Origin of the sequence: Paenibacillus sp. FSL P4-0176, assembly GCF_037975265.1 — a bacterium.
Classification (GTDB): domain Bacteria; phylum Bacillota; class Bacilli; order Paenibacillales; family Paenibacillaceae; genus Paenibacillus; species Paenibacillus amylolyticus.
Window position 1 is genome coordinate 6364194 of the sequence record NZ_CP150242.1, and the last position, 14477, is coordinate 6378670.

Below are 14477 nucleotides of genomic sequence, written 5' to 3' on the forward strand. Positions count from 1 at the left end.
ACGGCAATCCTCTGCCTAGCAGCTGTACCGCTCGGCTCCCATGCGTAGAGGACAACAAACATCGTTCTACGCAAGAGATGCGGCTACTTCGGACTCCTCTGCTTCAATAAGATTGCTGCGGACGAGCCACCCGAAGACGGGATTTGGTTTAACTTGGGGTTCGGAATTGGATTTGGGGATAGACGACAAGGAATGTTCCTCCTGTCGATGTAAGGCTTGCCGCAGGGTTCCGGCCGTCCAGCAGGAAGTCGATCGTACCTCCTGATTTGGTACCCGAGCTACCTTTGACGAAGCCTATGTTTAAGGGGTATTGATACACTCTATGTACGATTTGATTATTCCCCCACAGCCCTGGTGTGGATAAGTAAAGATTCGGCTGCGGGGTAGTGAGCTTTTCCTGACGATTAAATTTAACGAGGGTACTGCATGAGGCTCAAAGAATGCTCCGTATGGCACGAACGGGACTGCGCTTGGATTGCCGGAGAATTCCATGCTGATTGACGTTACCGCAGGTAGCATGAGGTTAAAGCGCTACCTTAACATCAAGTCCGCACGCCCTCCGGAAGGCACTATCGTGCCTCTTGCCGGGGGCGACCATCGGCTTGGCCAAGCTTAGGTCGTTACTAGTAAATCCTTGGTCTCCTGAGAGATCACCTGCTGCATACTGGACTTGATAATGTCGCAGCCGGCGGCCAGATGCTCCATCGAGACGGTCAGCGGAGGCATGATCTTCAGCACACAATCTCCTCTGCCGGCTCTTTCAATGATGAGCCCGTTCTCGAAGCTGATATCCGCCACCCGCTTCGCCCCGGCTTCATCCATGAACCCCGAGACGTCAATGCCCCAGATCAGGCCGAGTCCGCGGATGGCGATGGACGGATGCAGAGGCTTAATTTCTTGATCAAGGAACGAGCGCACATATTCTTCCTTCTGCTTCACCTGAGCTTCCAGTTCGGTTCTGTCCCGGAACTCGAGAGCAGCCTTCGCGGCCACAAAAGCCAGCTGGTTGCCGCGGAAGGTGCCGTTGTGCTCGCCCGGCGTCCAGATATCCAGTTCGGGCTTCAGCAGCAGGAGGGACATTGGCAGGCCGTACCCGCTGATCGACTTCGACAGGGTAATGAGATCCGGCTCGATCCCCGCACGTTCGAAGGAGAAGAATTCGCCTGTCCGGCCGCATCCTACTTGAATCTCGTCTGTAATGAGCAGAATATCGTGCCTGCGGCAAAGCTGCTGCAGCTCACGTAGCCACTGTGCGTCGACAACGTGAATTCCGCCTTCGGCTTGTACCGTTTCAAGCAGGATCGCGGCCGGCTTGTCGATTCCGGAGTGCGAATCAGTCAGGATATTCTCGATATAACCGAGCGTATCCATTTCTGCGAAAGCCCCGCTCGGGTGCGGCATGAACGTAACTCCGTCCAGAGGAAGCCCCGCCCCTTCTCTCATGGACTTGGAGCTTGTCGCCGACAGACTGCCGAGCGACATGCCGTGGAAGCCACCCATGAATGCGAATATTCCACTTCTCTTCTTCGCCTTGCGTGCGAGCTTCAGGGCCGCTTCCACCGCATTCGTCCCTGTTGGACCGCAGAATTGAAGCTTGTAATTCAGCTTCTTCGGCTCCAGGATCCGCTCGGAGAAGCTCTGGATGAATTCACGCTTGGCCATTGTATACATATCCAGACCGTGCATAATCCGGTCGGAGGTCAAGTAATCGAGAACCCGGTCTTTAATATAATCGTTGTTATGGCCGTAATTGAGTGCCCCGGCACCTGCAAAGAAATCAATATATGCTCTTCCGTCCTCAGAATATAAAAGGTCTCCCTTGGCCCGGTCGAATACCACCGGAAAGCTTCTGCAGTAAGATCTTACGTTGGATTCCAGCTTTTCAAAAATGCTCACTCGCTTCATCCTCCATCGGAATTGGGATAAGGTTGGCTCTATCTATCCGAACCTTCCTTTCTAAACCTTCTGACGTCATGGAGTAACATATTCTAGGCTGTCATTTTCCACAATTGTTGGTCCCCACATGCCGGCTTGTTGGTTAGCCAGTATACTGGTCTCTCGCACACAGCTTGGATGGGTATAAAAAACCCTACAATTCCATTTATTAGAATAATAGGGAATAAGACCTAGGTTGAATTATATCAAAATTTACAAGAATGTATAGTGAAATTTTTGTTAAATATAGTCATTATATTGTTAAATTTGGTTCATAAAACATTATGTGTTAACATTTTTCGTTAAAAAGAGCGAATGTAGAAGAAACGTTGGGAATGATTTGACATCAATCGAGGAATTCGACGAGTGTTGACATTCAGTCATTTAACAGGTAAATTTGGTACATATTCCCTTTAAATATTCTTTGCCGGTGTTCCGATTCCTTGCACTTTGTAATAACTTAACATGATTACCTGACCAATTTCTGAAAGCCTGGCTGGAAACTGGCCACAGCGTCCACACGGATGGTAGCCGACATCGTTTTGTATCACGCCTTCTTCTCTACGCCTCTGTTAGAGTAAAGGGTAAATATATTCTTCTCCTCCTCATCAAACCGTAGGTGAGGTTTTCCCTTATACGCTTTCCGATGTCCTTCACTCATTTACATGCAGATTACAATCGCGTTCTGAGTCCGAATTGAACGGTCAATAATTTTACTTCGCGTAATAAGCTTCTTCATCGAGCGCATTGTTGCTTCTTGGCATACCATTTTGTGAGTTGCTGAAAGATGTACCCGTCACGTTCAGTCATCTTCCTTTACCATTCAAATGATCTTTTATGCCCGATCCGCATCCTTCTTGGGGATATATTTGCACTTACGAGTTGCGAATGTTAAGGACTCTCTTTAAGAAATTGATTACATTCGTGCACGAAGAATATTTCAATGTGAGAATTACAAAAAGTACTCTTCCTAAGGTGCTCTATAATCTGGTGGATTTTCGTTCAATGACTGACCGCAATTTACAATGCAAAAACACAAATAAGGTGGTTCTAATATTCAGAACCACCCTCCTGAAACATCAAAAAAGTCCTGATGACTTAGAGTCATCAGGACCATTATTTTGTCCATACTTTATTAGTTTACTGAATTCCTTACCTTACTCAACCGTTACACTTTTCGCCAGGTTACGTGGTTTATCTACATCATGACCCAGTGCCAGGGAAGCATAGTATGCCAGCAATTGCAGCGCAACTACAGACAAAGCAGGGCTAAGCAGTGGCAGCGTCTTAGGAATCGCAAACGCTTGGTCTACGGATTTCAGCAATGGTGCTACGTGCTCTTCATACGTAATTGCCAATACATCTGCGCCACGTGCTTTTACTTCCTTAATGTTGCTCACTGTTTTCTCAAGTACGTTCTCCTGCGTTGCCAGGGCAATAACAGGGATACCGTCTTCGATCAATGCAAGCGTACCATGTTTCAACTCACCCGCAGCATACGCCTCGGAGTGAATATAAGAGATCTCTTTCAGCTTCAAAGATCCTTCTTGAGCTACTGCATAGTCAAGACCACGGCCAATGAAGAAGAGATGTTCATGTTTGGAGATTTGCTCTGCATATCCTTTGATTGCTTCCGCTTGCTCCAACATGGATTCCACTTGCTCAGGCAATGCTTGCATTGCTGCCAGCGTGTGTTCAATCTCTTCTGCAGATTGAGTACCACGAACTTGTGCAAGGTACAGACCAAGCAAGTTAAACGCGATCAATTGCGAAGTATACGCTTTGGTAGAAGCTACTGCAATTTCAGGACCTGCCAATGTTGCGATAACATCATCTGCATCACGTGCAATGGAGCTGCCCACTACGTTTGTGATTGCCAGTACATGTGCACCATTGGATTGTGCTTCACGCAATGCAGCAAGCGTATCGGCAGTTTCACCGGATTGGCTCACTACAATTACAAGTGTATCTTTGTGCACGATTGGGGAACGGTAACGGTACTCGGAAGCCACATCTGTTTCAACCGGAATACGTACCAATTGCTCAATCACTGTACGTCCAACCAGACCTGCATGGTACGCTGTACCACATGCAATGATTTGAACGTTACGGATATTTTTAATTTGTTCTTCAGTCATTTTCAACTCAGGAAGTTGAACTTTTTTGCCTTCATTATCGATGCGACCCAGCATAGTATCACGATATGCTTTTGGTTGCTCATGAATTTCTTTCAGCATGAAGTGCTCAAATCCGCCTTTTTCTGCGGTTACAGCATCCCAATCGACACGAATCATTTCCCGAGAAATAAAGTTGCCTTCAATCGTCATCAATTCGACAGCATCATGTGTCAATACAGCCATTTCGCCATCATTCAGAATGTACACGTTACGTGTATGTTCCAGAATTGCCGGGATGTCGGAACCAATGAAGTTCTCGCCTTCACCAATACCAATAATCAATGGGCTTGCTTGACGCACTGCTACGAGTTTCTCTGGCTCATGCTCTGTCAATACACCCAGTGCAAATGCGCCACGCAACAACGTGATCACTTTTTGAACTGTTTTGACGATATCACCATTGTATTCACGTGCGATCAAGTGAGAGATAACCTCAGTATCTGTCTCGGAAGTGAACGTGTGACCTTGAGCCATCAATTCGTCCTTCAGATCCAGGTAGTTCTCAATAATACCGTTATGCACAACAGAGAACTTCTGGCTTCCATCTGTGTGTGGATGAGAGTTCTCATCCGATGGTTTACCATGAGTTGCCCAACGTGTGTGTCCGATTCCGGCATTACCTACCAGTGGTGCACCATCCAGCTTGGCTTCAAGGTTCGCAAGACGACCAAGAGCTTTCGTGATTTGCAGACCTTCCGGTGTGAATACTGCGATACCTGCAGAATCATAACCACGATACTCGAGTTTCTTCAATCCTTCAACCAATACCGACTGAGTGTTCTTATTACCAATATATCCAACAATACCGCACATAATTTATTTCCTCCGTTTGTATATGAATACTGTGTCACGAAGAGAAACAGGCAGAGGCGGCATATCGGAAAAATGAGTGATTGCCTAGCGTTTCATGAATACTTGGTACTTATTCAATTATCAATGATCAGAGCGACCTCGTGTCGCCCCGCTGTCATCATAAGCTGTAATGAATGCAATCATGAATGTACATCATTTTCCCGTCCGCGTACTGTTTACGCTCTTCACGCACATTCATTTGAATTTTAGTTTAGCTCTTGCACCTGCACCGGCGCGTTGTGTGGACAGTCACCTATCCATTTTCCGCAATCCGGTTTACGGCTCTGGTGCTTCACCGGGAGGTCCCCGCCGAACAATCCGAACACCTCCACCTCGTCAGCTTGATTGCCGTTGATCTTAATCAGCGTTCTTCAACCTAGAAGAAATCCTGATCAACATCATCCCGCGCAACTCCAAGCTCTGGCGCTTGTATAACTGTAACCTTACGTTCCTCACTTTCTGTGTCTGAATGACGACTCCACTCATTATATGCACGTCAGGTCCATTTTGCAATGGAGCAAAGTACCTGTGACAATTTTAGCATATTTACCTACAATCCCGACCGGATAAACGGACCTATGGTCTCATCAGGCCGGGACGCAGGAATATCCATCTTTAGAGGAAATTCAAAAAGTCCGCTTTTGATTACGAATCATGCCTATTGGCATAATCAGCATCGAATATGAAATTCAGCCGAAATGTCCGTTGCTCACGTAGTTTCCCTACGCTCCGCTACTCCATTTCTATCTTCATTCCATCTTCTCGGTACTGAAAACCAAACTTTTTGAACACGCACTATATGTCCTAAATCCTGTTATATCATACCCTTTATACACAACAATTCCCTTTAGAAAACCGTATGCACATGGGATTTCTTCCGGTCCTATACCAGTTCTTTTTGCACTACATCTGCGATTTGAGACACAAATTGTTCAAGTTCGTCTTTATCTGGTCCTTCCGCCATAACACGGATCAGAGATTCAGTACCTGAAGCACGAACGAGTACACGTCCATTATCCCCGAGTTGCTGTTCTACTGTAGCAATAGCTTGCTCGATTGCAGCATTGCCCTCGTATTTGCTCTTATCTTCAACACGCACATTCACCAATACTTGTGGGTACTGGGTCATTAGCGCTTTTAGTTCACTCAGTTTTTTACCGGAAGCCTTGAGCGTATCCACGAGTTGAATCGCAGTCAGCATACCGTCTCCAGTTGTATTGTAATCCAGGAAAATAACATGGCCAGATTGTTCTCCACCCAAGTTGTAACCGCCACGACGCATTTCCTCCATCACATAACGATCACCTACTGCCGTTTTAGCTGTTTTCAGTGCAAGTTTCTCTGTTGCTTTGTAGAATCCGATGTTACTCATAACGGTCGATACAACAGTACTGTCCTTCAACTTGCCTGCACGATTCATCGCATCACCACAGATACACAGAATGAAGTCTCCATCCACCTCAGCGCCTGTCTCATCAATAGCAATCAGACGATCCGCATCCCCGTCAAAAGCAAGACCCAGATCTGCTTTATGTTTGAGCACTTCTTGTTTCAGGTTCTCTGGATGAGTTGATCCACATTGCTCATTAATATTCAGGCCGTTAGGCTCAGCGCCAATGGCAATGACTTCTGCACCTAGTTCACTGAACAACTTTGGTGCCAGTTCATAAGCTGCTCCGTTTGCACAGTCCAAAACAATTTTAAGTCCAGAGAACGATTCATTTACAGTCGTTTTCAGGAAATCAAGGTAACGATAACGGGATTCTTCATCTGTCGTTACAGTACCCAGCCCGCCACCAACTGGCCGTGGCAATTGATCTGTCTCCGCATCCATCAGTTCTTCAATCCGGTTCTCTGTTTCATCAGACAGCTTGAAGCCATCTCCACCAAAGAACTTGATTCCGTTATCCTCAACTGGATTGTGGGAAGCCGAGATCATCACGCCCGCGTCAGCTTTCAACAAACGTGCAATATACGCCACTCCCGGAGTGGATACAACGCCCAGACGGATCACATCAGCGCCAATGGACAACAGACCTGCAACCAGTGCGGATTCCAACATCAATCCCGAGATACGAGTATCCATGCCGATAACCACTTTTGGTCTTTCCACACCACCTGCAAGCACGTAACCACCACAACGTCCAATGCTGTAAGCCAGCTCTGCCGTTAACTCTTTATTGGCAACCCCTCTTACACCATCTGTACCAAAATATTTCCCCATGATTTAACTCCTTCTATTCGCATCATATACGAGCACTATTATTATTTTTTTGAGAATTTTAAAATTAGAACGTTTACGGATTCGCGCCACTTTTACTGCCAGTACCGCTGTTATTATTATTTAAATTACCTCGACTGCTTGTGCTCCCCTGTTGACCCTGATCCTGAGTATCCGTATTCGATTCCGTTTCTTCTTCATCAGGAACAGGCTCTGTTTCCCCATTTTCAACCTCTGCTGGTGTTGGGTCAGGTGCTACCGTTCCCTCGTCCGTCGGTTCTTCGCCAGGAGTGGTCGTGGTATCTTCAGCCTTTTCGCTAATTTTGACCGTCGCACTCAATGCAGTGGATGATTCATCCAGTTTGGCATAACGGGGCAGGTCGGCTTCAAGCTTGATCTCATGCGTTCCGACCGCAAGTCCAGCAAGATCCCCGGTTAACGTGAGATCATCACTACTCAGACCCTCAAGCATACTTGCTGAGCCTGTAAGTGTGAGGTTCAGACCGCCGCTTCGAGGCGTAACCAGCGTCCCTTCCAGTCCATTCCCCGCACCGGTAAGTGTGATGGGGACGTTCGGAAAGACTTTGGTTGTCTCCTCTGCCTCGTCAAATGGTGATATGGTTACCTTGATCTGAATCGAACTAGGCTCGATTTTCTCAAAACCGGAAGGCGGCGTCAAGTCCACGTTAACTGTCGATGTACCCGACTGATCAAACTGTGTAAGATCAAGGGTTACTTGGTCGTAGGACTGTATACCTGCAAGCGCATCCTCTGATCCATAAACCGAGACTTCTTTCACGTTTGGCTCTACCGTGGAGAGTACCAGGCCTTCCGGAAGCTGTCCCGAATATTTGATTCTTAAGGGTACAGATGTATAGGGCTGATTGACCGGAACTCGGACTTCAACCGTTTGAGGCGTTATAATCGCATTTTCAAGGACCTTGCCTTCAGCATCGTATGCTTGAAGTTTCACTTTTTTCTGTATGACATCTTCCTTGGCATCTTTCACGCTCACACTACCCTGGACCTTCGCTACAGCCTCGAGTTGCCCTTCGGGCAGAGTTACCTTAACCGGCGTCGAAGGTTCAGTTACGGGCGTTCCAGCGCTGTATCCGGCGGATGGTTCCCCTTCGGGTACAATATTCACATTGAAGGATTTGGTGCCCAATTTTTCTACGTTCACCGTAACCATGGAAGGTTCCATGCTGACCACTTCTACCCCGGAAGGCAAATCAGGTACAAGTGGCAGTGTATTGGACCCATCTTTCACCTGACTCAGATCGACCAGTACCTTGTAATCGTCATTCGTAAAAATCGATGTTAGCATCGAGCGCTGTCCTTTAATCTCCAGCCGGACCTCGTCCGTACTTAATGAAGTGAGCACATAGCTGTTGCTGTCTAATCCATAAGGTTGAACAGGCACCGTACGTTCCACAATTTTGTTGGTTGTCCCTGTTGTAATCGTAGGGGTGGTTGGTACTTCATCCAGATGAATCATGAACCAGAGCAGCAGGCTCACCGCAAGCGCAAGTATTTTGGCAAAGTTATTATTGTTAAACCACTTATCCATTGTTACGTCCTCCCTTCCGTTTCCAGAAGGTTGTCCAGCCATTCTTTTTCAGATTGGATGTTGGGCGCAACTCCTCATACAGTTTGGCAATCAGCGATTCTTCCTTAATATCACGAACGACCTGTCCATTCATTGCCAGTGACACTTGTCCTGTCTCCTCGGAGACAACCAAACAGATCGCATCTGCAACTTCGGTAATCCCGATTGCTGCACGGTGACGTGTTCCCAATTCCTTACTAATAAAAGGATTCTCTGATAATGGCAAATAACAAGCTGCCGCCGAAATCTGTTTTCCCTGTATAATAACGGCTCCATCATGGAGCGGTGTATTTGGAATAAAGATGTTAATCATCAGCTCCGAGCTAACCAGAGAGTGCATCTTAATGCCCGATTCCGTGTAATCGTTCAGACCTGTTTCACGTTCAAATACGACCAAAGCGCCAATTTTACGCCGTGACAAATAATTAACTGACTTAATAATCTCACCAATTAACACGGTTAGTTCTTCATCACTCGCTGCCGCTGAACGTCCAAACAGCTTACCGCGTCCCAATTGCTCCAGACCACGACGCAGTTCCGGCTGAAAGATAATGAAGACCGCAACGACACCAAACGTAAACATCTGGTTCATTAACCATTTGAGCGTATACAGGTTTAGCCACGTACTTAATGCCCAGATCAACACAAGGAACAGAATCCCTTTTAGGAGCTGAACCGCACGTGTCCCCCGCACAAGCAAAATCAGTTTGTACATAATATAGGTAACGATCAATATATCGATAACGTCCTTAATGGACTCTGTCCACGTTAAGTCAGCAAAATAATTCATAAGCCAGCCCCCGCTATCCCCATTGATGAGTAAACCCTGATCTCATATTAACCCATTAGGATTTTATATAATCCTTTGTCTCCGCATTTTTGCATTATTTGATTTGTGCAAAATGCTTATCTATATGTAGTAGTATGTTCTCTTTAGTATCTAGGTTATAACGTTAACGTTCAGGTTGCAAGTTACGGCAGTCTCAAACTGCACATAAACATCACATTTACCATGAATTACAAAGTTTGCGTATAAAAAAAGAGTACCCCATGCAATCTGGAGGTACCCTGCTTGGTATATACCATTGAAGAATTTTACCCTGTTCTAGCGATAAGCCACTTCATTTACCATATTGGTTATTTTGTACCAGAACCAGTCCAGCGCCTGATCAATACTTTTCACCTGACCTGAAATATGCGCCGTTGAAGCCTGAAACAGTTGTCCGTCGATAACCGTCAGATTGCCGTTCACATCACCATATACTTGTGCGGTTCCATTTTCTATCGTAAGATCGCCTGCAATTGACTTACCTTCAGGAACAATAACCGTGTTACCCTGAATCACGATCTGGTCCAGATTATTTCCCTTAACAACCATTTCGTTATTCTGATTCCAGAAATTCAAGGCGCTAAAGAGCATCACGACCAAAAAGAAGGCTGCCGCCGTCAGCGCGGGATGTCCTTTGACCCATTTGAGCCATGCTTGCTGTCTCTTGGGCTGGGGCAGAGCATTCATAATTCGATTGGTCAGCTCATCAGAGGCAGACGGTGAATAGTGTTTCATGGCAAAGAGTAACATTTCCGTCTGTTCCAACTCTTTAAAGCGCATGCGACAATCCGGACAGATCACAAGGTGACTTTTCAGTTCAACCTTCTGGGCCGGGGACAACGACTCATCCAAACATTCATGCATTAAAGAGACGGCCGAGTTGCAATCCATATGAGAGCCAATCCTTTCTTAAATCACTTAGTCCATGTGCCATTAAAAAGCACGCATAAGACTTGCATACATTACATACGCATCCGTTTCGGATATGTTTCAAATAATTTCGCCCATATTTAAAGGCGCTTAACATTTATAACTTATACTCCAATTTTTTACGTAGAAAATCACGGCCCCGATGAACGCGTGTCTTGATCGTTGTTACGGGCATACCTGTCACATCACTGATTTCCTGTAGCGACAAGTCCTGTAAATATCTCAGAATCATAACGGACTTATACTTGGCTGGCAAACTGTCAATGGCCTCACGAATGAGTGTCTGCGTTTCTGACAGGAGCGCTTCACTCTCCGGTGTACGATCATCACTCGGGAGCATCGCATAACCATCAGATCCTTCCTGATCATTCAGTTCAGCATCCAATGAGTATGAAGGTTTCTTTCTGCGCAGTCGGTCAATACACAGATTCGTTGCGATCCGGTATATCCAGGTTGAGAACTTCTGGTTCGGATCGTACTTCTCCATATTACGAAACACACGCAAAAACGTCTCCTGCACAACGTCTTCAGCTTCATGACGATTGTTCAGCATCCGGTATGCCAAATGAAATAGCTTGTCCTTATATAGTTCAACGATTTCTGCAAAGGCTCTCTGGTCGCCCTTGAGCACCAGTTTAATAAGCCTATTCTCCAAATTGTCCACCCTTATTCCCCCAGACATGCTGATGGGTCTTCCGTCTTCTGATACCCGTCCACACTTGTAATTCACCAATCAAATCGTAAATCAACTTTGGTCAAAAATCAAGACTGTATGACAAATATCCGCCAAAAACAGTAAAAACGGGAACTCCCGCAGGAGTCCCGTTTCATCTCTTACTCCGTAGAGCAGAGAATAGAGCTTTTTAGTTAACAAAGTAATGGGTACTTTGTTACATATAATCATCATTCACAACAAATTGATAATCAACCTGTATTACGAAGTCCTGCAGCGATTCCATTGATTGTCAGCAACACTTCTCTAAGCAGTTCCGTATCATCCTCACCACGTTCACGCATATCTCTGAGCTCGCTCAGAAGTTGAACCTGCATGTAGGATAACGGATCCACATAAGGGTTACGAAGGCGGATGGATTCTTGAATAACCGGTACATCATCCAGAATTTCAGCTTCTCCGGTAATTTTCAGAATCAGCTCTTTTGTGAGCTTGAATTCGGCTTCAATCTGACCGTAGATGCGATCACGGGCTTCCTTGTTCGAAGTCATGGCTGAATATTCTTTGGCAATGACCAAATCAGCCTTGGCTACGGCCATCTGTACCGTATCAATTAATGTACGGAAGAATGGGAAGCTTGCATACATTTCTTTCAGGACAACCAGATTTTCCTCTTTATCCTGATAGTAACTTTGCAATCCTGTTCCTGCCGCATACCATGCCGGAAGCAGATAACGACTTTGAGTCCAGGCGAATACCCAAGGGATCGCTCTCAGATCTTCAAACTTATCGCTATTTTTACGCTTGGATGGACGAGAACCAATATTCAGCTCACCAACCTCCGGAAGCGGCGTTGATTCTTTGAAGAAGGTGAAGAAGTCTGGATCACGGAAAATCAGATCCTGATATTTCGTCAGAGATACTTCCGAAATCTCTTTGATGATGCTGTCCCAATGACGTTCGGATGCTGACTCTTGCGGCTCAAGCCCATTAAGTGCTGCTGTGATTAGAGCCGAAGTTGCCTGCTCCAGACTGCGGTATGCAATCCCCTGAAGGGAATAACGGGAAGAAATAACCTCTCCCTGCTCCGTAATCTTGATGCCCCCACCAATCGTATGTGGTGGTTGAGCAAGAATACTGCGGTTGAGTGGCATGCCGCCACGTCCAAGAGCCCCGCCACGTCCATGGAAGAACTTCAGCTTAACGCCGTGTTCATTACCTACAGCCGTGATGGCATTCATTGCTACACGCAATTCCCAGTTGGCTGTAACCACGCCGCCATCCTTGTTACTGTCTGAATAACCAAGCATGATTTCATGCAGTTCATTCCGTCCTTTTACGCTTGCGCGGTATACAGGAAGGTTGAACAGCTTCTGCATAATGTCCGAAGCCGCATGTAGATCATCAATCGTTTCAAACAGCGGTACCGCTTGAAGTGTAGATACAACGTCACCGTTGTGACCTTTGGTGAATAAGCCCACTTCTTTGGCAAATACCATAACCTCCAGCAAATCACTTGCGCCCTGCGTCATACTGATCAGGTAACTTGTGATACAGCCGTTCCCAAATTCGTTCTGGGCACGCTTAATGGTACGGAAGACATCCAGACATTCTTTGGTTCCCTCCGTGTATTGGTGATAAGGAGAAGTAAGCGGACGTGGATCATCCAGCAAACGAGCGAGCAGATCGATTTTACCGTCTTCAGTCAGACGCGCATAATCCTCTACAATGTTCATTTTCGCCAAAATCTCAGACATCGCATTTTCATGTTCCTTACTGTGCTGACGCACATCCAATGCTGCGGTATGGAAACCAAACAACTCGACTTGACGAATCATTTTGCGAATGGTCGTATCTGCTACGTAATCGGCAAAATGATGGCGCAGACTTCGATCAATAATCATCAGTTCATCAATCAAATCCTGTGCGCTATGATAACGGTCAGGCTGACCTAATTTGTTCTCATCCAGTACATTGTTCAGTTTGGCAATCATATAGGCCAATTTGATGCGGTATGGCTCTTTTTCATTCCGCCAGATATCCACTTTTTTCAGTGTAACAGAATTACGGTCCTGCTCAATCGACTGCACCAGCTCATCCGATACATGAATGATGTTTGTGCTGAAGCTGAGATGGCCCATAAGTTCAATCATAATCCGTTGGTATTCACGTAAAGCGAGCTTGCGTTGCATCAACAGCGTCTGCCATGTTACATCTGAAGTTACCGAAGGATTTCCATCCCGGTCTCCACCGATCCAGGAACCGAACCGCAAATACGTCGGCACATGCCAGTCATGGTCAGGATAAAATTTGTTCAGGCAGCGTTCCAGCTCCTGATATACATCCGGAAGTACGTGGAACAACGTTTCATGAAAGTAATACATCCCGTTCCGCACTTCATCGAGTACAGTCGGTTTGCGGTCGCGAAGTTCATCTGTCTGCCAGAGTGTAATAACCTCATTCAGCAGCTTCTCACGCAACTGTTCACGTTCACGCAACGTCAGCGTAGGATTATCAAGTGACATGACATCTTCGGATATCCGTTTATGGATGTCCAGAATAACCCGGCGCATAGCTTCGGTTGGGTGAGCTGTCATAACGAGTTCCAACGACAAATCGTCGAGAATCTCTTCCACCTCTGTATGAGACAGTCCACGTTCCTTAAGATCCTGTACTGCTTTCTCAATCGATCCTGGCTGCACAGCGTCCCCAGCAGAACGTTCATAATCCCGTTTACGCCGGATCCGATGGTTTTGTTCAGCAATATTAACTAATTGAAAATAAATAGCGAAAGCCCGAATAACCTGGTGACGATTGTCCGAGTCTAATTCCTGGATCATCGTTTTGAACTCTGCATAGAGTTCTGGCAGAAATTCTGCACGCAACGACTTGCTCGTTTCCCGAATCTTCTCAACGATATCTAGAAGCTCCGTGCCGCCTTGATGGACAAGAACTTCTCCGAGTATATTGCCCAGGAACCGCACGTCTCGCCGAAGCAGGTTGTTGGATTGGCTTTTGCTGGCGGTTACCATAGTTTCAGTCATGCTTATCCTCCCATCTGATCGTTCCATTCGTACACGTAAATTTGACACCTTCATAACATCATACAATAAAATGGTACGAAAATCTTTATTTTTCTACTAGAAAAAATGGGGATTATCCCCGATTTACAGCACAAAAACACGCTTTTTTATTCATTTTCTTGTTCTGCTTCAATTAATGGTCATATACTGTCGCATGATACCTTTTTC

The 14477-nt window shown here is 46.1% G+C and carries 9 protein-coding genes; all 9 read right to left on the reverse strand.

What is annotated here, in order from left to right:
* Positions 1-66: 66 nt before the first annotated feature.
* The 9 genes from MKY95_RS29170 to ppc all read right to left on the reverse strand — a co-directional run bounded on the left by MKY95_RS29170 (position 67) and on the right by ppc (position 14270).
* The gene (locus MKY95_RS29170) at positions 67-189 is read right to left on the reverse strand and encodes a hypothetical protein (RefSeq protein ID WP_256721367.1); all 123 of its coding nucleotides are present in this window, start codon (positions 187-189) and stop codon (positions 67-69) included.
* 423 nt (positions 190-612) lie between these two features.
* Positions 613-1896 (reverse strand): diaminobutyrate--2-oxoglutarate transaminase, encoded by a 1284-nt coding sequence (ectB, locus tag MKY95_RS29175; RefSeq protein WP_036668147.1) that lies wholly within the window; start codon positions 1894-1896, stop codon positions 613-615.
* A gap of 1196 nt (positions 1897-3092) precedes the next feature.
* Positions 3093-4925 (reverse strand): glutamine--fructose-6-phosphate transaminase (isomerizing), encoded by a 1833-nt coding sequence (glmS, locus tag MKY95_RS29180; protein ID WP_036668148.1) that lies wholly within the window; start codon positions 4923-4925, stop codon positions 3093-3095.
* Positions 4926-5847: 922 nt separating this feature from the next.
* A complete protein-coding gene (gene glmM / locus MKY95_RS29185) occupies positions 5848-7188 on the reverse strand; it encodes a phosphoglucosamine mutase (RefSeq protein ID WP_017692121.1) in 1341 nt (446 codons plus the stop codon).
* A 73-nt stretch (positions 7189-7261) separates the two neighbouring features.
* Positions 7262-8755 carry a CdaR family protein gene (locus MKY95_RS29190; RefSeq protein ID WP_076254977.1) on the reverse strand — a complete coding sequence of 498 codons (1494 nt, stop codon included), beginning with the start codon at positions 8753-8755 and terminating at the stop codon, positions 7262-7264.
* Positions 8748-9584, reverse strand: coding sequence for a diadenylate cyclase CdaA (gene cdaA / locus MKY95_RS29195; RefSeq protein ID WP_017692119.1), 837 nt, complete (start codon positions 9582-9584; stop codon positions 8748-8750). Before cdaA ends, MKY95_RS29190 begins: the two co-directional genes overlap by 8 nt.
* 315 nt (positions 9585-9899) lie before the next feature.
* Positions 9900-10514, reverse strand: a complete 615-nt coding sequence (locus MKY95_RS29200) for a zf-HC2 domain-containing protein (protein WP_036614042.1) — start codon at positions 10512-10514, stop codon at positions 9900-9902.
* 136 nt (positions 10515-10650) lie between these two features.
* Positions 10651-11217, reverse strand: coding sequence for an RNA polymerase sigma factor SigW (gene sigW, locus MKY95_RS29205; protein ID WP_036614044.1), 567 nt, complete (start codon positions 11215-11217; stop codon positions 10651-10653).
* A gap of 260 nt (positions 11218-11477) precedes the next feature.
* Entirely contained in the window at positions 11478-14270 is a 2793-nt protein-coding gene (gene ppc / locus MKY95_RS29210; RefSeq protein ID WP_100529907.1) for a phosphoenolpyruvate carboxylase, read from the reverse strand.
* Positions 14271-14477 lie beyond the last annotated feature (207 nt).